This window comes from Cellulomonas sp. KU4C, assembly GCF_056868065.1.
In genome coordinates this window covers 3,603,103-3,626,755 of record NZ_CP200322.1, presented here as the reverse complement: position 1 = coordinate 3,626,755, position 23,653 = coordinate 3,603,103, and the positions used below count along the sequence as shown (strand labels likewise).

Annotated in this window: 18 protein-coding genes, 2 tRNA genes and 2 pseudogenes; 14 read left to right on the top strand and 8 right to left on the bottom strand. The window is 73.3% G+C overall.

Going from position 1 to position 23,653, the window contains the following annotated elements:
* The first annotated feature begins 2 nt into the window (after positions 1–2).
* Positions 3–920, top strand: a complete 918-nt coding sequence (locus AC1VL8_RS17220) for an ATP-grasp domain-containing protein (protein WP_483076017.1) — start codon at positions 3–5, stop codon at positions 918–920.
* A 124-nt stretch (positions 921–1,044) separates the two neighbouring features.
* Complete coding sequence (locus AC1VL8_RS17215) at positions 1,045–1,704, top strand: hypothetical protein (protein ID WP_483076016.1); 660 nt, start codon at positions 1,045–1,047, stop codon at positions 1,702–1,704.
* A 51-nt stretch (positions 1,705–1,755) separates the two neighbouring features.
* Here the strand turns inward: AC1VL8_RS17215 and AC1VL8_RS17210 are convergent.
* The 5 genes from AC1VL8_RS17210 to AC1VL8_RS17190 all read right to left on the bottom strand — a co-directional run bounded on the left by AC1VL8_RS17210 (position 1,756) and on the right by AC1VL8_RS17190 (position 4,324).
* A tRNA-His gene (locus tag AC1VL8_RS17210) sits at positions 1,756–1,831 on the bottom strand.
* A 55-nt stretch (positions 1,832–1,886) separates the two neighbouring features.
* On the bottom strand, positions 1,887–2,549 hold the full coding sequence (gene orn / locus AC1VL8_RS17205; RefSeq protein ID WP_483076015.1) for an oligoribonuclease: 663 nt from the start codon (positions 2,547–2,549) through the stop codon (positions 1,887–1,889).
* Between the two features lie 103 nt (positions 2,550–2,652).
* Positions 2,653–2,856 carry a hypothetical protein gene (locus AC1VL8_RS17200; protein ID WP_483076014.1) on the bottom strand — a complete coding sequence of 68 codons (204 nt, stop codon included), beginning with the start codon at positions 2,854–2,856 and terminating at the stop codon, positions 2,653–2,655.
* 221 nt (positions 2,857–3,077) lie between these two features.
* Positions 3,078–3,704 carry an alpha/beta hydrolase gene (locus tag AC1VL8_RS17195; RefSeq protein ID WP_483076013.1) on the bottom strand — a complete coding sequence of 209 codons (627 nt, stop codon included), beginning with the start codon at positions 3,702–3,704 and terminating at the stop codon, positions 3,078–3,080.
* Between the two features lie 2 nt (positions 3,705–3,706).
* Positions 3,707–4,324: an NADPH-dependent F420 reductase gene (locus AC1VL8_RS17190; protein WP_483076012.1), complete on the bottom strand. Its 618-nt coding sequence runs from the start codon at positions 4,322–4,324 to the stop codon at positions 3,707–3,709.
* A gap of 98 nt (positions 4,325–4,422) precedes the next feature.
* On the opposite strand from AC1VL8_RS17190, the gene AC1VL8_RS17185 reads away from it, so the two are divergent.
* Entirely contained in the window at positions 4,423–4,953 is a 531-nt protein-coding gene (locus AC1VL8_RS17185) for a MarR family winged helix-turn-helix transcriptional regulator (protein ID WP_389235416.1), read from the top strand.
* 1 nt (position 4,954) lies between these two features.
* On the opposite strand, the gene AC1VL8_RS17180 is transcribed toward AC1VL8_RS17185, so the two are convergent.
* Together AC1VL8_RS17180 and AC1VL8_RS17175 are read right to left on the bottom strand one after the other, a co-directional pair.
* Positions 4,955–5,356 (bottom strand): PGPGW domain-containing protein, encoded by a 402-nt coding sequence (locus tag AC1VL8_RS17180; RefSeq protein WP_389235419.1) that lies wholly within the window; start codon positions 5,354–5,356, stop codon positions 4,955–4,957.
* A gap of 51 nt (positions 5,357–5,407) precedes the next feature.
* Positions 5,408–6,052 (bottom strand): TetR/AcrR family transcriptional regulator, encoded by a 645-nt coding sequence (locus AC1VL8_RS17175; protein ID WP_389235422.1) that lies wholly within the window; start codon positions 6,050–6,052, stop codon positions 5,408–5,410.
* 219 nt (positions 6,053–6,271) lie between these two features.
* Between AC1VL8_RS17175 and AC1VL8_RS17170 the strand changes: the two genes are divergently transcribed.
* From AC1VL8_RS17170 to AC1VL8_RS17140, 7 genes and pseudogenes are all read left to right on the top strand, one after another.
* A complete protein-coding gene (locus AC1VL8_RS17170; RefSeq protein ID WP_483076011.1) occupies positions 6,272–7,948 on the top strand; it encodes an ABC transporter substrate-binding protein in 1,677 nt (558 codons plus the stop codon).
* A gap of 59 nt (positions 7,949–8,007) precedes the next feature.
* Positions 8,008–8,827: pseudogene (locus AC1VL8_RS17165) on the top strand (ABC transporter ATP-binding protein).
* Positions 8,824–9,624 carry an ABC transporter ATP-binding protein gene (locus AC1VL8_RS17160; protein ID WP_483076010.1) on the top strand — a complete coding sequence of 267 codons (801 nt, stop codon included), beginning with the start codon at positions 8,824–8,826 and terminating at the stop codon, positions 9,622–9,624. Before AC1VL8_RS17165 ends, AC1VL8_RS17160 begins: the two are co-directional and overlap by 4 nt.
* Complete coding sequence (locus tag AC1VL8_RS17155; RefSeq protein ID WP_483076009.1) at positions 9,621–10,688, top strand: ABC transporter permease; 1,068 nt, start codon at positions 9,621–9,623, stop codon at positions 10,686–10,688. The genes AC1VL8_RS17160 and AC1VL8_RS17155 overlap by 4 nt, the downstream gene beginning before the upstream one ends.
* A 3-nt stretch (positions 10,689–10,691) precedes the next feature.
* Positions 10,692–11,666 (top strand): ABC transporter permease, encoded by a 975-nt coding sequence (locus AC1VL8_RS17150; RefSeq protein ID WP_483076008.1) that lies wholly within the window; start codon positions 10,692–10,694, stop codon positions 11,664–11,666.
* Positions 11,666–13,988 (top strand): annotated as a pseudogene (locus tag AC1VL8_RS17145) (exo-beta-d-1,3/1,6-glucosidase). The gene AC1VL8_RS17150 and the pseudogene AC1VL8_RS17145 overlap by 1 nt, the downstream one beginning before the upstream one ends.
* A 226-nt stretch (positions 13,989–14,214) precedes the next feature.
* Complete coding sequence (locus AC1VL8_RS17140; RefSeq protein WP_483076007.1) at positions 14,215–17,382, top strand: DEAD/DEAH box helicase; 3,168 nt, start codon at positions 14,215–14,217, stop codon at positions 17,380–17,382.
* A gap of 105 nt (positions 17,383–17,487) precedes the next feature.
* Here the strand turns inward: AC1VL8_RS17140 and AC1VL8_RS17135 are convergent.
* Positions 17,488–17,560 (bottom strand) — tRNA-Arg (locus AC1VL8_RS17135).
* Positions 17,561–17,692: 132 nt separating this feature from the next.
* On the opposite strand from AC1VL8_RS17135, the gene AC1VL8_RS17130 reads away from it, so the two are divergent.
* From AC1VL8_RS17130 to ettA, 4 genes are all read left to right on the top strand, one after another.
* The gene (locus AC1VL8_RS17130) at positions 17,693–19,390 is read left to right on the top strand and encodes a dynamin family protein (RefSeq protein WP_483076006.1); all 1,698 of its coding nucleotides are present in this window, start codon (positions 17,693–17,695) and stop codon (positions 19,388–19,390) included.
* Positions 19,387–20,934: a GTPase gene (locus AC1VL8_RS17125; RefSeq protein ID WP_483076005.1), complete on the top strand. Its 1,548-nt coding sequence runs from the start codon at positions 19,387–19,389 to the stop codon at positions 20,932–20,934. Before AC1VL8_RS17130 ends, AC1VL8_RS17125 begins: the two co-directional genes overlap by 4 nt.
* Before the next feature lie 154 nt (positions 20,935–21,088).
* Entirely contained in the window at positions 21,089–21,607 is a 519-nt protein-coding gene (locus AC1VL8_RS17120; RefSeq protein ID WP_483076004.1) for a single-stranded DNA-binding protein, read from the top strand.
* Between the two features lie 219 nt (positions 21,608–21,826).
* Positions 21,827–23,509: an energy-dependent translational throttle protein EttA gene (gene ettA, locus AC1VL8_RS17115; RefSeq protein WP_389235452.1), complete on the top strand. Its 1,683-nt coding sequence runs from the start codon at positions 21,827–21,829 to the stop codon at positions 23,507–23,509.
* Positions 23,510–23,653: the final 144 nt, after the last annotated feature.

The following is a 23,653-nucleotide window of genomic DNA, read 5'->3' as shown; positions in this document are numbered from 1 at the left end:
GGGTGACCACTCGCCTCGCCCTCGCCACCTGCGCCGCCCTGCCGGACCTCGACCCCGACGACGCCCCGCTCGTCGCGGCGCTCCGGGCCCGCGGGATCGAGGTCGAGACCCCGGTGTGGAACGCCCCCGACGTCGACTGGTCGTCGTACGACGCCGTCGTCGTCCGCTCCACCTGGGACTACACCGAGCGGCCCCGCGACTTCCGCTGGTGGGCGCAGCGGGTCAGCCAGTCCTCGCGGCTCATCAACCCCGCGCAGGTCCTGACCTGGAACATCGACAAGACGTACCAGCGCGCGATGGAGGCCGCGGGCCTGCCGATCGTCCCGACGATCTGGATGGACCCCGCCCGCAACTTCAACGCCCGCGCGATCCACACCCGCTTCCCCGCGTTCGGCGACTTCGTCATCAAGCCGACGGTCAGCGCCGGCTCCCGCGACACCGGCCGGTACGACGCGGGCCAGACCCCGTCGCGCGCGCTCGCGATCACGCACGTGAAGCACCTGCTCGAGGAGAACCGCCACGTCATGGTGCAGCGGTACCTCAAGCAGGTCGACACGGTGGGGGAGACCGCGCTGGTCTACTTCGACGGGCAGCTCAGCCACACCGTGCGCAAGGCCCCGCTGCTCGAGGGCCCCTACCGCGAGGGCGACTCCGAGGGCGTGCTCTACAAGGAGGAGGTCATGACGTCGCGCGAGGCCTCCGAGGCCGAGCTCGCCGTCGGGCAGCGGGTCGTCGACGCGCTGCCGGAGCTCATCCAGGGCGTCGAGCAGCCGCTGGCCTACACCCGGGTCGACCTGATCCCCGACGACGCGGGCAACCCGGTGGTCCTCGAGCTCGAGCTCATCGAGCCGTCGTTCTTCTTCGCGCAGGCACCCGAGGCCGTCGACCGGTTCGCGGACGCGATCACCCGCCGCCTCTGACCCCACGGTCCTGTTCAGTCCCCGGGGCGATCTGCCGATGCCCCGGGGGCGGCCCGCGCGGTCGCACCCACCGCACCGACAGCCGGGGGCGCAGCCGTGCCCGGGCACCAGGAGGAGACCAGCAGTGAGAACGCCACGACGGCTCGGCACGACGATCGCGACCGGGGCGGTGGTCCTCGCGCTCTCCGCGTGCGGCGCCGGCTCCTCGTCCGCCGGGAGCACCGTCGAGAAGCCCCGCCCGACGTCCGCGGCGAGCACCCGGCCCTCGGCCACGCACACGACGCCGGCCCCGGAGCCCGAGGTCGCGGCGGCGGGCACCCAGCAGGACCCGCTCGGCGTGGGTGAGTCCGCACCGATCTCGACGCAGTCGGCGTTCATCGTGCGGCTCGACGGCACGGACCCGGACGCCGCCGCGGCGATCACGGCGGCCAAGCCGGGGCTCCCCGGGCCGCAGCCGGGGGAGGCGTTCATCGTCGGGACGTTCACCATCACGGTCAGCGGCGAGCGGCTCGCGGCGCAGGGCATCGACATCGCGACGGACGGCGCGGACCCGGGGCTGTCCGTGATCCTCGAGTACCTCGGCGCGGACGGGGTGGTCTACACCGCGGCGTCGGGGACGGGCTGCGTGTCCGAGAACGAGATGTGGATGTCCGGCCCGGTGTTCGAGGACGGCGGCTCCGTGACGGCGGCGACCTGCCTGTCCGTGCCGGCCGACCAGGTGCCCGGCGGTCTGTGGATCGCGTCCAACACGGCGAACGAGAGCATCTACTTCACGGGCGCCTGACCCCACGACGAGAGCAGGCGCCGTACCCGACGGGTACGGCGCCTGCTCTGCTGGGGTGGCTAACGGGACTTGAACCCGCGACCTCCTGGACCACAACCAGGCGCTCTACCACCTGAGCTATAGCCACCACGACCCTGAAACCTCCGGGGCCGTCGACAAGCATACCGGCTCCGCGGGGGTCCTCAGGACGCGGGCGTCCCGGACCGGTGCGCGGCGGCCACGGAGGTCGCGACGACCTGCGCCGCGACGGCCTTCGCGGCCTTGCTGTCGGGGCCGGGCTGGGGGACCAGCAGGGCCGCCCGGTAGTACCGGAGCTCGTCGATGCTCTCGAGGATGTCGGCGAGCGCACGGTGCCCGCCGTCCTTCTTCGGCGACGCGAAGTACACCCGCGGGTACCAGCGACGGGCGAGCTCCTTGATGGAGGACACGTCGATGATCCGGTAGTGCAGGTGCTCGACCAGCTCAGGCATGTCGCGGTCGAGGAACACCTTGTCGGTGCCCACCGAGTTGCCGGCGAGCGGCGCCTTGCCCGCGTCCGGCACCCACGCGCGGATGTATGCGAGCACCTGGGCCTGCGCGTCCTCGAGGGTGGTGCCCGCGGCGAGCTCGTCGAGCAGGCCCGAGGTGGTGTGCATCGTCCGGACGAAGTCGCCCATCTGCTCCAGCGCCTCGGCGGGGGGCGCGATGATGACGTCGACGCCCTCGCCGAGCACGTTCAGCTCGGAGTCGGTGACGACGGCGGCGACCTCCACGAGGGCGTCGGCCTCGCGGTCGAGGCCGGTCATCTCGCAGTCGATCCAGACGATGCGGTCGCTGCCGGGGGTCCCGGGGTTCACAGTGCTCACCGGCCCAGGGTACGGCTGCGCCCGCCGGACGCGGGTCCGGCGGGCGCAGGGCCGGCGGTCGTGCCGCCGGCGGGGGTCGTGCGGTGCCGCTCGTCGCGGCGGGTCACCGGATGGCGCCGACCGCGGAGGCTGCCACCAGCAGGAGCCGGGGGCGGGGCCGCGGGACGCGTTCCGGGGGTCGACCACGGGTCTCGGGCGCCGGTCTGGCCACGGCGCGCCGGGCGGCGTGCCGGGACAGCAGGCGAGCGGTCTCGATGCGGTCGCGGTGGTCGGCCTGGATCAGGTCGAACGTGAGCGTGGGGTGCATGGTGGGTGGTCCGTTCCGTGCTGCTGGGGAGGGACCTGGCCGGGCCCCGGGACTCACCGCGGTGGATCCGAATCTCCCACCCCCCATACCCCCCGGTCACGCGAATACTCCCCTCCCCGGGGGATGGCGGCAGCCGAGGTCGAGGGTTTCGGTCCGGGGCGGGGGCCGAAACCCTCGACCTCGGCTGAAACCCTCGACCTCGAGAGCGCGACCGACGCGGGTCAGCGCAGGGTGCGGGTGAGGAAGGTCGCGACGTGCGCCAGCTCCGGCGGGGTGATCGCGTGGCCCACGGCCGGGTAGACGTGGTGCTCCAGGGTGGTGTGCGCGGCGAGCCACGTGGCCGTGCGGGCGGTGGCGTCGGCGGGGATCACGGGGTCGGCGTCGCCGTGGCCCAGCAGGACGGGGACCGCGCGGGCGGCCAGGTCGGCGTCGCCGGGCTCGTCGGTGTCGAGGGCGAACCCGGACAGCACCACGCCGGCGGCGAACCGCTCGGGCCGGGTCCGGAGCAGCTGCGTCACCATCAGCCCGCCCTGGGAGAACCCGAGGAGCCCGACGGGCGTGTCCGCGGGGAGGGTCGCGTCGAGCCACGTGAGCAGCGCGTCCGCGGCGTCCCGCACGGCGGCGGGGTCGGGTCGGCCGGGCACGGTGACCGGCGCCCAGGCGAACCCGGGTCCGCCGGTGAGCGGCCCGCGCGGCGCGACCAGCCGCAGGCCGGCGGGCAGGTGCGGGGCGATCCCGAGCAGGTCGCCCTCGTGGGAGCCGTACCCGTGCAGCAGCACGAGCACGGGCGACCCCGCGGTGGTGCTGCCGGCGTGCCGGACCACCGCGGGGTCGATCGTCAGCGTCATCGTCACCGCTCCAGCGCGAACCCGGTGGTCCAGGACGTCTTCTCCCCGGCGGCGAGCGTGAGCTGGAGGAACCCGAGGGCCTCGAGCTCGTGCGCCCGCTTCAGCGAGCCGGCGTCGACCGCGCGCAGGCCGCCGCCCTCGACGACGCCGGCCAGCGCGGCCTTGGCGTCGGCGTCGTCGCCCGCGATCAGCACGGTGGTCGGGGTGCTGCCGACGGTGCCGGTGGCGAGGGTCGCGGCGAAGTTCGTGTTGAACGCCTTGAGGACGCGGGCCTGCGGGAGCGCGGCGGCGATCTCGGCGGCGGCGGACGAGCCGGCCGGGACGACGAGGGAGTCGAAGGTGGCGAAGTCGAGCGGGTTGGTCACGTCGACGACGACGCGCCCGGCGAGCCCGTCGGGGTACTGCGCGAGGACCTCGCTCACCGCGGGGTAGGGGAGGGCGAGCACCACGACGTCGCCGGTGACGGCGTCGCCGATGGTGCCGGCGGTGACGGCGGGGTCGACCGCGGCGGCCTTCGCGGCGTCGCGGGTGAGCACCTGCACGGCGGCGCCGGCCTTGAGGGCGAGGCGCGCGACCGCGCCGCCGATGTTGCCCGCTCCGATGATCGTGATGCTGGTCATGTCCTGCTCCTCGACTGGGATGACGCGGCAGAAGTTGTCGCTACAACTGAACATAGCCGGTCTAGGTTGAAGCGTCAACCAACGCTACGATGGTCCCCATGACCGACGACCCCCGCTGGCTGTCCGCGCGCGAGCTCCAGGCCTGGATGCGCCTGGAGGCCGTGGCCGAGCTGCTGCCCGCCGCGCTCGACCAGCAGCTGCAGCGCGACGCGGACCTCTCGCACTACGAGTACCTCGTGCTCGCCAAGCTGTCCGAGGCCCCGGACCGCACCCTGCGGATGAGCGGGCTCGCGTCCAGCACCAACGCCACCCTGCCGCGGCTGTCGCACGTCGCCGCGCGCCTCGAGGCCCGCGGCCTGCTCACCCGCACCCGCTCGACCGACGACCGGCGCGCGACGCTCGCGCAGCTGACCGACGCGGGCTGGGCGAAGGTGGTCGCGACGGCCCCGACCCACGTGGCCGAGGTCCGCCGCCTGGTGGTCGACCGGCTGACGCCGGAGCAGGTCGAGCAGCTGGACGCCATCGCGCTCGCGGTCCTGGGCGCGCTCGACCCGGAGAACCGGCTCGAGGCGCAGAACCCGGTCGTCGACCCCGCCGAGGCCTGCGGCAACGAGGCCGGCGCCGCCTGAGTCAGGCGGCGGCGTCGCGGCGACGGGCCCGCGCGGCGCGGCGCTCGCGGAACGCGTGCCAGTACCGCAGCACCATCGCCTTGAGCCGGTGGTTGAAGCGCTGGATCACCGCGAACTCGGTCCCGAGGATGCCGAGCCCGAGGAAGATCGCGAGCCACCCGGGCCCGGGCAGCACCAGCATCGCGATGCCCGCGAGCACCACGGTCGAGCCGACGACCGTCACCACGACCTTGTAGGTCAGCCGCAGCCAGGGCCGGCTGTCCAGCCGCTCCCGCAGACGGGCGAGGAACCGGTGCGCGCCGGTGTCGGTGCGCTCGCCCGCGGCGATCTCGGCAGCGAGGTCGTCGGTGCCGGCGTCGGCCGGCGCGGGGCCGGTGCCGTCGGAGGGCGTCGGTGCGGTCATGCCTCAACGACGTCCGGGAGGGCCGCGTTGTTCCCGACCCGGCGGGCGACGTCAGCCGGTGGCGTCGCCGAGCGCGGAGGGCGCGGGGTCGATCACGGCTCTGACCAGGGCGTCGATGGCGAACGCGCTCGCCTCGGCGAGCTCGACGTCGTCGGGTGCCAGCAGCCACTGGACCTGCAGGCCGTCCATCACGGCGAGGATGCCGGCCGCCGCGCGGTCGACCGTCTCCGGGACCGTCATGCCCCGCTCGGCGCAGACCCGGGTGAAGGCGTCGCGGATCTCGCGGCGCAGGGTGCGGTACCGGTCCTCGAAGTAGGGGCGGCCGGGGTGGTCGTCGGTCACGGACTCGGCGGACAGCACGGCGTAGGCCTGGACGATCCCGGAGCGGTGCTCGTTCGCGAACGCGGTCCGCACCAGGTGCCGGAACAGCTCGATGCCGTCCGGGATCCGCTGGTTCGCGAGCCCGGCGACGTCGGTCTCGTCGCGGTAGCGCAGCACCTCCAGCAGCAGCTGGTCCTTGGACCCGAAGTGGTGCAGGATCCCGGCGTGCGTCATGCCGACCTGGTCGGCGATCTCGGTGAGCGGGCCCCGGTTGTACCCCTTCGCGCCGAAGGTGGCGGTGGCGGCGCGCAGGATCTCGGTGCGCTTGGCCAGGGTCTCCGGCCGGGCCCGTGGCACGCGCCTCTCCGTGCTCATCCGTTCCTCGCATCCTCGTTCCGCGCGCCCCTCGGCGTGCGGCCACCCTAGCGGCGCCGACGGCGGCCGAGGCCGTCGGGGTCACGACTTCATCACGGCTTCGCCCGGGGGCTGGATTTCACTTACTGACAGTGTAGTAACCTCACGCCAGCGCGATCGCGACGATGCGGCGCGACCTCAGAGGTGACCGTGCGGGCGCCTCGTTTCAAAGGAGAAACCATGAGGGTGAAGTTCCCGGCGATCGCGCTCGGCGTGGCCGCCGCGCTGGCGCTGACGGCATGCTCCGGAGCCTCGGGCGGGGGAGGGAGCACCTCGTCCGGCGGGGGCGGTGCCGCCCTGACCATCGCCAAGCCGGACGGTGCGATCACCACCGAGTCGAACAACCCGTTCCTGGGCGACAGCTCGGCCAGCATGTACGGCTACCGCTACGCGATGTTCGAGACGATGGCGCTGGTCAACACCGCCGATCCGACCGTGGTCACGCCCCGTCTGGCGTCGAGCGTGGAGTGGAACGCGGACTACACCGAGCTCACGGTCACCGCCCGGGACGGGGTGACCTGGCAGGACGGCGAGCCGTTCACCATCGACGACATCGTCGGCACGTTCGACATGTACCTCGACGGCCGGCTCACCGACACCGCCGCGCTCGACTACCTGGGCGCCGACGTCGACGGCGACTCCGCGACGCTGAAGTTCGGCAACTCCAAGTTCGTCAAGCGCAGCACGGTGCTGCACGTCCCGATCGTCCCGATGCACATCTGGGACGGCCTCGACGACCCCTCGACCGCCGCGCTCACCGGCGAGGGCGAGGCGATCGGCACCGGCCCGTACGTCCTGTCCAGCTGGTCGACGGAGTCGGTGACGCTCACCGCCAACCCGGACTACTGGGACGGCGAGCTCGCGGTCCCGGAGCTGCACTACGTCTCCTACGGCGACAACTCCGCCCTGGCGACCGCGCTGGCGACCGGCGAGGCGGACTGGGCGCAGGCGTTCCTGCCGCAGGTCCAGGAGACCTTCCTCGACAAGGACCCGGCCAACCGCTACCTGGTCACCCCGACCGCCGGTGCCGGGACGCTGTTCCTCAACCTCAACCGCAAGCCGTTCGACGACGTCGCGCTGCGCGAGGCCCTCGCCTGGACCGTCGACCGCGACGCCTACGTCGAGATCGCGCGGGAGGGCGCCTCGGCCGTCGTGGACTCGGTGACCGGCCTCGGCCCGTCGCTGGAGCAGGACGTCGTCGACGAGCTCGCGGGGCAGACCTACGAGGTCGACCTCGACAAGGCGACGGCCATCCTCACGGACGCCGGCTACACGGGTGTCGGCGACGCGCTCGTGGACCCGGACGGAGAGCCGGTCACCTTCGCGATCTCGGTCCCCGCCGGGTGGACCGACTGGAACACCGAGCAGGCGCTGCTCTCGGAGCAGATGAAGGAGCTCGGCATCGAGGTCACGATCGAGCAGCCCGACTGGGGCGGCTGGGACGAGGCCCGCAAGACCGGGGACTTCGACGCGATCATCCACTGGCTCGACGGCGAGGGCGCCTGGGGCGTCTACGACTCCATCATGGGCACCCGCTGGATCACGCCGGACCCCGAGACCGGCGAGGAGCGGGCCGACTTCAACTTCGGGCGGTACAGCAACCCGGAGGTCGACGCCGCGCTGAACACGTACGCGAGCACCGACAACGACGCCGACCGTGCCGCCGCGATGACGACCCTGCAGGAGGCGTTCGTCCGGGACGTCCCGGCGATCCCGCTCGGCTCGCACCCGCTGCTGGGCCTGTTCAACGAGCGCAGCTACACCGGCTGGCCCACCGAGCAGGACGCCTACGCCTCGGCCGACCCGACCCAGGCCGAGGTCGCCCTCGTCCTGAGCACCCTCGAGCCCGTCGAGTGACCCCGTGCCGGGGGCGGCACCCGCCGCCCCCGGCACCCCTCGTGCAAGGAGATCCCCAGATGAGCGACCCCCTCCTGTCGGTGAGGGACTTCTCGGTCCGGTACGAGACCGCCGCACCCGTGGACGCGGTCAGGGACGTGTCCCTCACCGTCCACCGGGGCGAGGTCCTCGGGCTCGCCGGCGAGTCCGGCTGCGGCAAGACCACCCTCGCCTACGGCGTCCAGCGCCTGCTCAAGCCCCCGGCCGTCATCCCCGGCGGGTCCGTCACCTGGCACGACGCCGACGGCAGCGACCTCGACCTCCTCGCCCTGGACGCCGACGCGATGCGTGCGTTCCGGTGGGACAAGATCTCGATGGTGTTCCAGGGGGCGATGAGCGCCCTGAACCCGGTGGCGACGGTCGGCGCCCAGCTCGCCGACGTCTTCGAGGTGCACCGGCCCGCGATGTCCCGGGCCGCACGCACCGCCGCGGTGGTCGAGCTGCTCGAGATCGTCAAGGTCGGGGCGGCGCGCATCAAGCTACCCCCACGAGCTGTCCGGCGGGATGCGCCAGCGCATCATGATCGCGATGGCGCTCGCCCTGCGCCCGCAGCTCGTGGTCATGGACGAGCCGACGACGGCGCTGGACGTCCTGGTGCAGCGCGAGATCCTGCGGGAGATCACCGGCCTGCGGGAGGCGTTCGGGTTCTCGGTCGTGTTCATCACCCACGACCTGCCGCTGCTGCTCGAGATCTCCGACCGCATCGCGGTCATGCGCGCCGGGAGGATCGTCGAGATCGACACCGCGGAGCACATCTGGTTCCGGCCGCAGCACGAGTACACCCGGACCCTGCTGTCGTCCTTCCCCCGCCTGACGGCCGAGCGGGGGGCGGCCTCGTGACCGCGATCGAGCTCCGCGGCGTCTCCAAGACCTACCGCGTCCGCGGCGCCGGGTCGGTCGACGCCCTGGCGGACGTGTCGTTCGCGCTCACGAGCGGCCAGACCATCGGCATGGTGGGCCAGTCCGGCTCCGGCAAGTCGACGGTCGCCAAGATCCTCACGCAGATGGAGCGGCCCACCAGCGGGCAGGTGCTCCTCGACGGCCGTCCGGTCCCGACCCGGGGCGCGGCGCTGCGCGGCTACCGCCAGCAGCTGCGCATGGTCTTCCAGGACCCGTTCGCGTCGCTGAACCCGTACCACTCGATCCGCCACCACATCGAGCGCCCGCTCGCGCTCTCCGGGGTCGTGCCGCCCGAGCAGGTCGACGCCGAGGTGCACCGCCTGCTGGCCAGGGTGCAGCTCGACGCCGACGCCGTCGTCGACCGCCGGCCCCACGAGCTGTCCGGCGGCCAGCGCCAGCGGGTCGCCATCGCCCGGGCCCTGGCCCCGCGCCCGGCCCTGCTCGTCGCGGACGAGCCGGTCTCGATGCTCGACGTGTCGCTGCGGATGGGCGTGCTCGCCCTGCTGTCCGACATCCAGGCGCAGGACGGGCTCGGGGTGCTCTACATCACCCACGACCTCGCCACCGCCCGGTACTTCTCGGACGAGATCATCGTGCTCAACCAGGGACGGATCGTCGAGCACGGCTCCGCCGACGACGTCATCCTGCGCCCGCGGCACCCGTACACCCGCGAGCTCCGCGAGGCGTCCCCGGACCCCGAGCGCTTCTTCGCCGAGAGCGCCGGAGGTGCGCGATGACCACGACCAGCAGCCCCCCGGCCGACGTGGTCGCCGACGGGACCACCGCGACCCGGACCACGCCGGCCCGCGCGCGAGCCCCGTGGCGGTTCATCGGCCGACGCGTCGCGTTCTACCTGTTCACGCTGTGGGCCGCGATCACCCTCAACTTCTTCGTGCCCCGCCTGATGAAGGGCGACGCCGTCGACAGCTACCTCGCCCGCAACCGCGGGATGTCCCCGGAGGCGGCCGACGCGCTGCGTGCCCTGCTCGGCCTGGACTCCGACCGGACGCTGTGGCAGCAGTACGTGGACTACCTGGCGATGCTGGCCCGCGGCGACCTCGGTGTCGCGATCACGCACGGCCTGCAGCCGGTCGGCCAGGTCATCGCGAACGCGCTGCCGTGGACCGTCGGCCTGATCGGGATGGCGACCGTGTGCTCGTTCCTGATCGGCACCGTCGGGGGCGCGGTCGTCGGCTGGCGGCGCGGGTCCCGGCTCGACGCCCTCATCCCGATCACGACGTTCCTGTCGACCGTCCCGTACTTCTGGATCGGTCTGATGGCGATCTCGGTGTTCGCCGTCACGCTCGGCTGGTTCCCGATCGGCAAGGCCTACGGGATCGGCACCACGCCCGGCCTGACGGCGGAGTTCCTCGGGGAGGTGGTCCGGCACGGGGCGCTGCCGCTCGCCACGATCGTCGTCGCCTCGCTGGGCGGCTGGATGCTCGGGATGCGCAACATGATGCTCACCGTCCTCGACGAGGACTACGTCACCGTGGCGCAGGCCAAGGGCCTGCCGAACCGGCGCGTGCTGTGGCGCTACGCCGCACGCAACGCCGTCCTGCCGCAGATCCAGTCGTTCGCCCTGTCCATCGGCTTCATCGTCGGCGGCGCGATCATCGTCGAGCAGGTCTTCTCCTACCCCGGCGTCGGGAAGATGCTCCTCGACGCCACGAACGCCAAGGACTACGCGCTGATGCAGGGCGGGTTCCTGGTGATCGTGCTGGCCGTCCTGATCGCCAACATCCTGGCGGACGTCGCCTACGCGGTCCTCGATCCCCGTACCCGCCAGTCGGAGGCATGAGCGATGACCACCACACAGCCGACCCCCCTGGGGCGTGGCGCCCGGCTCGGCGCGGCCTTCGCGATGTTCCGCAACGGCAAGTCGGTCGCCGGCCTGTCGATCCTCGCGGTGTTCGTGGTCGTCGCGGTGTTCGCCGAGCAGCTCGCCCCGTTCTCCCCGACGCAGATCGACGCGACCGCCCGGCTCCAGCCGCCCAGCGCCGCGCACTGGTTCGGCACGACCCACCTCGGCGAGGACGTCCTCAGCCAGGTCATCTACGGCACCCGCGGCGTGGTCGTCGTCGGCGCGCTCACCTCGCTGATCTCGATGGCGATCGCCATCGTCGTCGGCGTCCTGGCGGGCTACCTGCCGGGATGGCGGTCCGAGGCCCTGTCGGCCCTGGCGAACGTCTTCCTCGTCATCCCCGGCATCCCGATCCTCATCATCATCGCGTCGCGGTTCACCAACCCGCCGCTGTGGGTGGTCGCCGCGATCCTCGGGATCCTCGGCTGGGGGTGGGGTGCCCGGGTGCTGCGGGCGCAGACGATGTCGCTGCGCAACCGCGACTTCGTCCAGGCCGCGAAGCTCAACGGCGAACCGCTGCGCCGCATCATCGGCGTCGAGATGCTGCCCAACCTCACCGCGCTGATCGCGTCGTCGTTCGTCGGCTCGGTCACCGCGGCGATCCTCGGCCTGACGACGCTGTCCTACATCGGCGTCATCCCCGTCAACGCCTACAACTGGGGCACCATCCTGAACTGGGCCTCGGCCCAGGGCGCCTTCACCCAGAACCAGTGGTGGTGGTTCCTGCCGCCCGGGCTGTGCATCGCCGCGATCGGCGTCGCCCTGGCACTGTTGAACTTCGGCATCGACGAGTACATCAACCCCCGGCTGCGTTCGGCGGGCGAGCTCGCCCGTGCCATGCGCCGCAGGGGCCTCGACACCACCGCCGGCGTCACCGCCGTCACCTCGACCACCACGCAAGGACCGACCACCTGATGAACCCCCGCTATCTCGATGCCGGCCTCCCCGTCGCCGACCGCGTCCAGGACCTGCTCGCCCGGATGACCGTCGAGGAGAAGGTCGGGCAGATGCTCCAGCTCGACGCCCGCGGCGACCTGGAGGACCACGTGCTGCGCACCGGGGTCGGGTCGATCCTGCACACCTCGCCGGACCGCCTGGTGACTGCCCACGAGCTCACCGACCGCACCCGGCTGCGCATCCCGCTGCTGGTCGGCGAGGACTGCATCCACGGGCACTCGTTCTTCGTCGGCGCGACGATCTACCCCACCCAGCTCGGCATGGCCGCGACCTGGGACCCCGCGCTGGTCGAGCAGGTGGCGCGGGCGACGGCGCTCGAGGTGGCCGCCACCGGCGTGCACTGGACGTTCAGCCCGGTCCTCTGCATCGCCCGCGACCTGCGCTGGGGTCGGGTGGACGAGACCTTCGGGGAGGACCCGTACCTGATCGGCGAGCTCGCGTCCGCGATGGTCCGCGGCTACCAGGGCGACGGCCTGGCTGACCCGACCGCGATCCTCGCGACGGCCAAGCACTTCGCCGGGTACTCCGAGACCCAGGGCGGGCGGGACGCGTCCGAGGCCGACATCTCGCGGCGCAAGCTTCCGGTCGTGGTTCCTGCCACCGTTCGAGCGGGTCGCCCGCGAGGGGTGCGCGACGTTCATGCTCGGCTACCAGTCGATGGACGGCGTGCCGATCACGGTCAACGACTGGCTGCTGAACGACGTGCTCCGCGGCGAGTGGGACTACCCGGGCATGCTCATCACCGACTGGGACAACGTCGGCCGGATGGTCTGGGAGCAGCAGGTCCAGCCCGACTACGCCCACGCCGCCGCCGCGGCGGTCAAGGCCGGCAACGACATGGTGATGACCACCCCCGGCTTCTACCAGGGCGCCCTCGACGCCATCGCCCAGGGGCTGCTCGCCGAGCACGACCTCGACGCCGCGGTCAGCCGCATCCTCACGCTGAAGTTCCGGCTCGGGCTCTTCGAGGACCCGCGCCGCCCCGACCTCGCCGCGCAGGCCGCGGTCGTCGGCTCCCCGGCGCACGCCGACCTCAACCTCGAGGTCGCGCGGCGCTCGCTGGTGCTGCTCCGCAACGACGGCGTCCTCCCGCTGGCCGGCGGCTTCGCGCCCGGCGGACCGGCCGCGATCCCGGTCGACGGCGGCGTCCCCGCGCCCGCCGCCGTCCGCGCGGGCGCCGGCGACCCGACCCCGCGCCGCGTCGCGGTCGTCGGCCCGCTCGCCGACGACGCCCAGGTCCAGCTCGGCGACTGGGCCGGCAGCTCCGGCCAGGCCGACTGGCTGCCCGACGGCCACCCGCGCGACATGATCGTCACGGTCCTCGACGGCCTGCGGACCGCGGTGCCCGACGGCTGGACCGTCACCCACGCCCGCGGCGCCGACATCGTGTCGCTCGAGCCGGACCCCGCCGGGCCGTTCTACCCCGACGGCCAGCCGCGCCCGCCGATCGGCGTGCCCGTCCCGCCCGACGCCGACCGGATCGCCGAGGCCGTCGCCGCCGGCCGCGACGCCGACTACGTGGTCGCCGTCGTCGGCGACTGCATCGAGCTCGTCGGGGAGGGGCGCTCCACGGCCACCCTCGAGCTGGTCGGCGGGCAGGTCGCGCTGCTCGACGCCCTCGCCGCGACCGGGACGCCGCTCGTCGTGGTGCTGCTCGCGTCCAAGCCGCTGGTGCTGCCCGACTCCGCGCTGGACGCCGCCGCGGTGGTCTGGGCCGCGAGCCCCGGGATGCAGGGCGGGCAGGCGCTCGCGGAGCTGCTGCTCGGTCTCGTCGAGCCCGCGGGCCGGCTGCCGATCTCGTTCGCGCGGCACGCCGGCCAGCAGCCGACCTACTACAACCAGATCCGCGGCCAGCACGGCGACCGGTACGCCGACCTCACGCAGCGCCCGGCGTTCGCGTTCGGCCAGGGCCTGTCGTACACGATCGTCGACTACGCGGACCTGCGGCTCGACCGGGCCACGGCCGCCGTCGGGGACACGGTCCGCGCGACCGTGACGCTGACCAACACCGGTACGCGGCCGGCGCGGGAGACCGTGCAGCTCTACGTGTCCGACACGATCACGTCCGTGTCCTGGGCCGACCAGGAGCTCAAGGCCTACCGGCAGGTCGACGTCGCGCCGGGGGAGTCCGTCGACGTGACCGTCGACCTGGCCGTCGCGGACTGCACGATCGTGGACGCCGCCGGGGTGCGGGTCGTGGAGCCCGGGGCGTTCGAGGTGCGCGTCGGGCGGTCGTCGCGCCGGGAGGACCTGCTGGTCGCGGGGTTCGAGGCGGTGTGACGTGCGGCTCCGTCGGTCCGTCGAGGGGGCTCGTCACCGCCTTCGAGGTCGCGCGTCCTCCGCTACGGCAGGAGAGTGTCAGGGCCAGCTGCCATCGCCGCGCCAATCACCACTCACCAGGCTTCACGCGAGGGCTGAGTAGGCGCGCCGCTGCCGAGGCGTGGGGCAGGCTGAGCGAGTGCCCCACAACGCGGACGAGCAGCAACGGATCCTTCGGTACTGGTGGATGACCGAGCTCTTCAGCCCCCAGAAGCTGCCGAAGCTCACACCAGCGGCGACTCGCACCGCCGACCGGCAGGTCGTCGAGCTGAAGCCGAACGATCGACTCCCGTGGGACGTGCTGCAGCCACCCGCGCCGCTCGGCAAGACGCGGCGGGTCTGGCAGCACACCGTCTATCTCGGTGTCTACGAGCTCGACACGACCTACGAGTACCTGCATCGCGCCTTTGGCGAGGACGACGAAGCCTACGACGAGCGGCCAGCCGGGCGAAGTGCGTGCGCCGGGGTCCTGATCGACAGCAGCGGAAAGCTGGTGGCCGGCTCGCCGGTGCTGTCCTCGGCGTTGTGGGCGGTGGCGCGGATCGACAGACTCGGCGCACACGACCGCACGTGGGCTGATGGCTTCCCTGATGCGGCTCGGGCGTTGCTCGAGGCTGTCGACGAGCACGAGGGTGAGCGCCGAGAGTTCGGTGGCGGCGACTCCCCGCCGGCCCACGACTGGGCGTCGCTCCAGGGCATGCTGCGCGCCGCGCAGGAAGTCGCTGGGATCGTCGGAACACCGGGTCTCGCCACCGAGGCGATCGTCGTTCAGTCCACGGCCGTGTCAGCTCAGCGGGCAGACGACGTGGGCGACATGGATTTCCTCAACAGCTTCTATCTCGACGACCTCGAGAGTGTCCGCTGGAGCATCGCTGGTGCGGACCGTTGCGGCGACGCGCTCTCCGCCTATCTGACGAGTGACAGCGCCCTCGACGACCATGCCCGGATCGACGTCGTCCGGACGCGTGAGGCAACAGACGCAGGCGTCGGGATCGACCGTCTCCCGAAGGGACGTTGGCCTTCCCACCCACGTCACGGTCTCGCCCTGCGACAGCAGTTCGCGGTGAATCAGGCTCTGAACGACTTTGCGCGAACACGGGGCGTGATGGGGGTGAACGGGCCCCCCGGTACCGGGAAGACCACCATGCTGCGGGACATCCTCGCGGGAAACGTCGTCGAACGAGCCCGACGTCTTGCCGACCTCGAGTCTCCCGACGACGCGTACACGTCGACGACTCACCGGTGGACGGGCGGAGAGGGGCACCGACGGGCGGTGCGGCAGCTGCGACCGGAGCTGACGGGGTTCGAGATGGTCGTCGCCTCGGCGAACAACGCTGCGGTCGAGAACGTGACGACCGAGATCCCCTCGCACGAAGCGATCCACTCGCAGTGGCACGGCACGTCCGACTACTTCGCCGGTATCGCCACCGCCGTCCTCGTCGAGTCCCAGTCCTCGTCCGACGAGGAGTCACCGGAGACACTCGCGTGGGGCTTGGTGGCCGCTCGCCTCGGCAACAAGCGCAACCGAAGCGAGTTCCACTCGGCGTTCTGGTTCGACAAGACGGACCCGAGGACGAGAGAGCCGGTGCCAGGCAGCGTCCCGCGGATGCAGACCCGCCTCGCCCGGTGGCGTGACGGCCTGGATCCGCACTCGAGCTGGGGCGAGGCACGGGACGCGTTCCGTCGGGCCGAGGTTCGCGTCGACGCGCTCGTCGCACAGCGACGGCAGGCACACGAGCGGTTGCAGCGCCTGTCGCCCGCGGTCGAGGACGAGCGCCTCCGGCGTGAGGAGGTCGCTCGGGTCGGCGTCGAGTCCCACGAGGCGCGAGCGCGTCACCAAGCGAGCCGGAACGCAGCTGAGCGAGAAGCTCACGACGTCGCCAGGGCGACGGAGGTGCGTGAGAGGCACGTCGGTGTGAAGCCGGGCATGGTCGAGACGATCGTGACCTTCGGTCGCGCACTGAGAGAGTGGCGAACGGTGCTCACCCGCCTTAACGGTCACCTGCACGCGGCGGAGGTGGCGCGAGACCAGGCGGAGACTCGCGCCCGCGAGCTGGAGGACCGCGTCGCCGAGCTCCGACACGAGCTCGCCGCCGCCGAGCGCTCGCACGCACGCGCGTCTGAGGAGCTGTGCGGGCTCCGGCTGCGGGTCGCCGATGACGAGAAGGACCTCGGGACGGCGTATCCGGGGGCACGCTGGTCGGGCGAGACTCGTGAGCTTCACGCACCCTGGCTGGACGGCGATCTCGACGCTGCGCGCTCCGACCTGTTCCTCGCCGCACTTCAGCTTCACCAGGACTTCCTCGCCAACACGGCCGCCGACATGTCGCACGGACTACGCGCTGCGCTCGAGGTCGTCGTCAACGGTGGGCCTCGCGGACTTGAACCAGAGAAGCGGCGGGCAGCGTGGCAGCTGTTCTTCCTCGTCGTGCCCTTGGTCTCGACGACGTTCGCGTCATTCGGCCGCATGTTCGGGAACATCGGACCGGAGGCCATCGGTTGGCTGCTCGTAGACGAGGCCGGACAGGCGTCTCCGCAGTACGCAGCCGGTGCGGTCTGGCGCGCCCAGCGCGTCGTGGCCGTCGGAGACCCGCTCCAGCTCCAGCCGGTCGTGACGATCCCTCAGAAGGCGCAGCGGGACATCGCTGTCGCATATGGCGTCTCGGATACCTGGATTCCTCCGCGATCGTCGGTCCAGACCCTCGCGGACCGGGTCGCGCACCACGGCACGACCCTGCGGCAGGGTGACCAGCAGGTGTGGATCAGTGCACCGCTGACGGTGCACCGTCGTTGCGACGACCCGATGTTCACGCTCTGCAACGGCATCGCCTACGACGGGATCATGGTGAACGGGGTAACACGTCGGTTGGACGATCCCCGCGAGCCCGATCTCTTCGACGGCGTGGACGGGCCGATCGTCGTCGCGAGCCACTGGGTGGACGAGCCAGCGCCGACCCAGGGCACTCACCTGCAGGAGAACCAGATCGCCCGGCTGGAGCGAGCGCTCGCGTACCTCGAGACCCACGGCGTCCCGATGAGTGAGGTGATCGCGATCTCTCCGTTCCGGGTGGTCGCCGACCGGCTCGAGTCCGTCTCGCGGTCGTACCCCGGTCTCCGCGGTGGAACGATCCACACCGCCCAAGGACGAGAGGCCTCGGTCGTCTTCCTCGTCCTCGGGGGCGATCCCGGCTCGCCTGGTGCGAAGGCTTGGGCGGCCTCCACCGTCAACCTCGTCAACGTGGCCGCCAGCCGGGCCAAGCGACGGCTGTATGTCATCGGCGACCGCAAGGCCTGGGCGCGGCACAACTTCTTCCACCAGCTCGCGGCATGCCTGGCTCCCGGAGCGGAAGACTGAGCACGCCGAGTGCGGACAGACCGAGCGACCGCGGCTGTGCCGGACGGGCCGGACGCCGGCGCACTGCGACTTCGCTGCGGACAGGTGGCCGCAGCTGCCTCGGCGTGCCCCCAGCAGGACTCGAACCTGCAACCTACGGATTAGAAGGCCGTTGCTCTATCCATTGAGCTATGGAGGCGTCGGGTCGGCCGCGGGCCGGCCCGGCGCACCAGACTACGCGGCGCCGCGCACGTCCCGCGGATCGACACCGTCGCAGGTCACGCGGCGCGGACGTTTGGTGCGGTACCCCCGGACGGGTGAGGATGGGGGAGTGAACGTGCAGGCGGCGGATTCGGCCGCGAGGGACATCCTGGACCGGCCGCTCGCCGCCACGTCCCTGCTCGATGCGATCACCGACCTGCTGCGCGACGTCCGTGCCACGGACTTCCCGCTGGAGGTCCCCGGGGTCGACGCCAGCCGCGCGTCCCGGACCAGGCTGGTCGACCAGCTCGCCGACCACCTGGTGCCGCGCCTGCGGCAGCTGTCCGCGCCGGCGATCGTCGTCGTCGCCGGGTCGACGGGTGCGGGCAAGTCCACGCTGGTCAACTCGCTGGTCGGGACCGAGGTCACCACGGCGGGCGTGCTCCGGCCGACCACGCGGCGGCCCGTCCTGGTGCACCACCCGGAGGACGCCGAGCTGGTGCGCGAGCACCCCGTGACCGACGCGGTCGAGGTCGTCGCGTCCGAGCAGGTGCCGCGCGGCATCGCCCTGATGGACGCCCCCGACCTGGACTCCGTGGAGGCCGGCAACCGCCGCTCCGCGCACCGGCTGCTCGAGGCCGCCGACCTGTGGCTGTTCGTCACGACCGCCGCCCGGTACGGCGACGCCCTGCCGTGGCGGGTGCTCGGCGGCGCGACCGAGCGCGGCGCGTCCGTGGCGATGGTGCTCAACCGCGTCGACCCGACGTCGCTGCCGACGGTCCGCGGCGACCTGCTCGAGCGGCTCCGGTCGCACGGGATGCAGGGCTCGCCCCTGTTCGTGGTGCCGGACGTCGGCCCGCACGCCGGGATGCTCGAGCCCGGCGTGGTCGCCCCGATCAACCGCTGGCTGTCGATGCTCGCCGGCCCCGACCGGGCCCGCACCGTCGTCGCCCGCACCCTGCGCGGCTCGCTCGCCGCGCTGCGGCCGTGGGTCGACGAGCTCGCCGACGCCGTCGAGGCCCAGGCCGCCGCCGCGACGACCGTCCGCGAGGCGCTCGACGAGGCCGTGCGCGCCCCCGCCGACGACGCGCGCCGCACCGTCACCCGCGGCACCGTCGCGCAGGGGTCCGCGCAGGCCCGCTGGGCCGAGCTGACGGCACCCGGTGCGCCGCTCGCGGGCGTGGTCCGCGGCTCCGGCAAGGTCGACCGCTCGCGCCGCACCGGCCGGGAGCGCGCCGCTGCGGTGCTGCCGCTGGTCCAGGACCTGGTGTCGTCCGCCGCGTCGACGCTCGCGGCCGTGGGCGCCGCCACCGAGCGGGCGCTGCGCGACGCGCTGGCGACGGGCCCGGCCGGCGCGCGCTCCGCCGCCGAGGCGTGGCCCGCGACCGACCGTGCGGCCGACCGGCCCCGCGAGGTCGAGCGCGCCGCACGCGAGTGGGTCGGCGGCGCGGTCGACGTGCTCACGGGGATCGTCTCCGGGCCGGTACCGGTGCCCGACGGCGCCGACCGCGCGACCCGGCGCGCCGCCGCCCGGGCCACCCGGCGCGCCGAGGCCGCCCAGCGCGCGCTCGGCGACGAGGGGCTGGCGGCGCTCGCGCTCGCGGCCGCCGCCGGGCTGGAGCCGGCCGACCGGATGCTGGGCGACCTGCTGGGCGCGCGCGGTGCGGCGGTCGTCGCCGAGCTGCGCGACCGGCTCGCCGGCCACGCCGCCGCGCAGGCCGAGCGGGAGCGCGACGCCGCGCTCGCGGTGCTGGACCGGCCCGAGCTCGCACCCGACGCCGCGTCGACCCTGCGGCTGCGGCTCGCCGTGATCAAGGGGCTGACATGACCGAGCCGACGACCCCCGTGGCCGTGCCCGCCGACCCGCCCGCGCCGGCGCCCGCCTCGCCCGAGGCCAACCCGGGGAGCGACACCGCGTCGCTGACCCGCCGGCTCGCGCAGCTGCAGGAGGCGCTGGTCGTCGGCGGGGACCGCATCGACCCGGCGACCGCGGCGCGCGTCCGGGAGAACGGCGACCACGTGCGGGCCCGCCTCGCGCTCGGCGTCGACCACACCGTCGTCGCACTGCTCGGCGGCACGGGCTCGGGCAAGTCCAGCCTGTTCAACGAGATCTGCGGCCTCGACTTCGCGGAGGTCGGCGTCAAGCGCCCGACCACGTCGGAGGCCACCGCGTGCGTGTGGGGCGCGGGCGGCGACGCGCTGCTCGACTGGCTCGAGGTCGACCCCGACCACCGGATCGAGCGGGAGAGCGCGCTCGACGGTGACACCGAGGCGCCGCTGCGCGGGCTGGTGCTGCTCGACCTGCCCGACCACGACTCCATCGAGGACGCCCACCGGGCGGCGGTCGACCGGCTGCTGCCGATGGCGGACCTGCTGGTGTGGGTCGTCGACCCGCAGAAGTACGCGGACGACGCCCTGCACTCCGGCTACCTGCGCGGCCTCGTCGGGCACGAGGGCGCGATGCTCGTCGTGCTCAACCAGGTCGACACCGTCCCCGAGGGGCAGCGCGACGCGCTGGTCGAGGACGTCTCCCGGCTGCTCGTCCAGGACGGGCTGACCGGTGTCGAGGTGCGTGCCACGTCGGCCCGGACGGGCGAGGGCGTCGCGGAGATGCGCGACACCCTGGCCGAGGTCGTCGGCCGGCAGAGCCTCGCGGCCCGGCGCGCGTCGGCGGAGATCTCCGACGCGGCTCGGCTGGTCGAGGCGGAGGTCGCCGACGCCGAGCCGCCCGCCGACGTGCTGGACGTCACGCCCGTGGCCGTCACGCTCGCCCAGGCCGCCGGGCTGCCGGCGATCGCCGACGCCGTGGCCGCCGTCGTCCGGGGCAGCGAGGACCCGCTGCCGTCGTTCGTCTCCGTGCAGGAGGGCGCCGTCGCGCTCGCCCGCGGGCAGTGGGCCGACGCCGTGACCGCGCGGCTCCCGCGCCGCTGGGCCGAGTCCGTCCGCGCCCGGCTGGCCGGCACCGAGCAGATCCGCTCCGCGGCCGACGACGCCCTGTCCCGGGTCGCCGTGGTCGCCCGCCGGTCCGGCCTCGCGGCCACGCTGTCCGTCCTGGCGTTCGTGCTCGGGGCCGCGGCCCTCGTGGCGGCGGGGGTCGGCGGCGGGCTGGCGCTCGGCACCGGCGGTCTGGGCGAGGCGCTGCGCCTGGCCTGGCCGGTCGCCGTGGGGGCGGCCGTCCTCGCGGTGGTCGCCGCGGTGCTCGCGGTGCGCGCCCGACGGTCGGCCGCGGTCCGGCGGGCCGAGGGGGTGCGCCGTGACGGTCGCGAGGCGCTGGAGGGCGTGGCCCGGACCTGCCTCGCTGAGCCGACGGCCGCGGTGCTCGCGGAGCACCGCCGGGTCCGCGAGCTCGCGCACGGCGCCCGGCAGGCCTGACCGCTCCACGAGCGGGCACCGACCCCTCCACAGGCACGCGGGCTGCGCGTCGTCCCCAGATCGAGGCCCGGTGCCGTGCGCCGGTGCCACCCGGGCGGCGAACCTCGTCCCAACGGCCGGCCCGACCGGGTGCCGGCACGGACGAGGAGGACGCATGGCGGTCAACGAGCTCGACGTCACGGTGGTCGGCTGGGTGGGCAACGTGCCCCTGTACCACCAGGGCGAGGGCGGGCAGGTGGCGTTCACGCGGTTCCGGCTCGCGAGCACCCCGCGGGTGTACGACCGGGCGCGGGACGCGTACGTGGACGGGGTCACCAGCTGGTTCACGGTCAAGACGTTCCGGCACCTGGCCGTGCACGTCGCCGAGTCGCTGCGGCGCGGGGACCCGGTGCTCGTGCACGGGCGGCTCGCGATGGTGGAGTGGACCGCGCCCGACGGCAGCACCCGGACCACCGCGGAGATCACCGCCGACTCGGTCGGGCACGACCTCGCGCGCGGGTCCACGCGGTTCAAGCGGACGGTGCGGGAGGGGCGGCCGGAGGACGGCGAGGGCCCGGGCGCCGGCGTCGGCGGCGTCGGCGGCGAGGGCGGTCCGGCGCCGGCGCCGGTCGACCTGACCGGCGTGGTCGTGCTGGAGGACGACCCGGCCGGGGACGTCCGGGCCGCGGCCTGAGCCGTCGCGGGCGGCCGCGGCGGCGGACGGCGGGCCCGGGGGCCGTGTCCCGGCGGGCGTGATCGCCTAGGCTGGGGGATCGCGACGTCGCCCGGCGCCGCCGACCGTCCCCCACGGGGACGCCCCCGGCCGCCCGCGACGTCTCGGGCACGACCCGAGCGCCGCACCCGACGCGCGCGACCCGAAGCACCGACGAGCACCGAGGCGGACGAAGAGCCAGTGGCTGAGTTCATCTACAGCATGTACAAGGCGCGCAAGGCGCACGGCGACAAGGTCATCCTCGACGACGTCTCGCTGAACTTCCTGCCCGGCGCCAAGATCGGCGTCGTCGGGCCGAACGGCGCGGGCAAGTCGACCATCCTCAAGATCATGGCCGGGCTCGACCAGCCCTCCAACGGCGAGGCGCGCCTCAGCCCCGGCTTCACGGTCGGCATCCTCCAGCAGGAGCCGCCGCTGAACGAGGAGAAGACCGTCCTCGGCAACGTCCAGGAGGGCGTCGCCGAGATCAAGGGCAAGATCGACCGGTTCAACGAGATCTCGGCGCTCATGGCCGAGCCGGACGCCGACTTCGACGCCCTGCTCGCCGAGATGGGCGTGCTGCAGGAGGCCATCGACGCCGCGGACGCGTGGGACCTCGACGCCCAGCTCGAGCAGGCGATGGACGCGCTGCGCTGCCCGCCGCCGGACGCCGACGTGACGGTGCTCTCCGGTGGTGAGCGCCGCCGCGTCGCCCTGTGCAAGCTCCTGCTCGAGAAGCCCGACCTGCTGCTCCTCGACGAGCCCACCAACCACCTGGACGCCGAGAGCGTGCTGTGGCTCGAGCAGCACCTCGCGTCGTACCCCGGCGCCGTGCTCGCCGTCACCCACGACCGGTACTTCCTCGACCACGTCGCGGAGTGGATCTGCGAGGTCGACCGCGGCCGCCTGTACCCGTACGAGGGCAACTACTCCACCTACCTGGAGAAGAAGCAGGCCCGTCTGGAGGTGCAGGGCAAGAAGGACGTGAAGCTCGCCAAGCGCCTCAAGGACGAGCTCGAGTGGGTCCGGTCCAGCGCCAAGGGCCGCCAGGCCAAGTCCAAGGCACGTCTGGCCCGCTACGAGGAGATGGCCGCCGAGGCGGACCGCACCCGGAAGCTGGACTTCGAGGAGATCCAGATCCCGCCGGGCCCGCGCCTGGGCTCCGTGGTCCTCGAGGCGAGCGACCTCGAGAAGGGCTTCGACGGCCGCAAGCTGATCGACGGCCTGTCGTTCACGCTGCCCCGCAACGGCATCGTCGGCGTCATCGGCCCGAACGGCGTCGGCAAGACGACCCTGTTCAAGACGATCGTCGGCCTGGAGCCGCTCGACGGCGGCACCCTCAAGGTCGGCGAGACGGTCTCCGTGTCGTACGTCGACCAGTCCCGCGGCGGCATCGACCCGAAGAAGACCCTCTGGGAGGTCGTGTCCGACGGGCTCGACTTCATCAAGGTCGGCAACGTCGAGATGCCGTCCCGCGCCTACGTCGCGTCGTTCGGCTTCAAGGGCCCGGACCAGCAGAAGCCCGCCGGCGTGCTGTCCGGTGGTGAGCGCAACCGCCTCAACCTCGCGCTCACGCTCAAGCAGGGCGGCAACCTGCTGCTCCTCGACGAGCCCACCAACGACCTCGACGTCGAGACCCTCGGCTCGCTGGAGAACGCCCTGCTGGAGTTCCCGGGCTGCGCCGTCGTGGTCTCCCACGACCGGTGGTTCCTCGACCGGGTGGCGACGCACATCCTGGCGTACGAGGGCACCGAGGAGAACCCGTCGAGCTGGTACTGGTTCGAGGGCAACTTCGCCTCCTACGAGGAGAACAAGATCGCGCGCCTCGGCGCCGACGCGGCCCGCCCGCACCGGGTGACCTACCGCAAGCTCACGCGCGACTGACCGACCCGCGCACGCCCGGACCGGCCGCCGCCCCCTGAACCCGGGGGTCGGCGGCCGGTCCGCGTCCAGGGCCGCCCCGCCCAGCCGCCCCGCGGGGCCGCCCCGCCGCCCCGCCCGGCGGCCCTCGCCGACACCGCCGTGGCC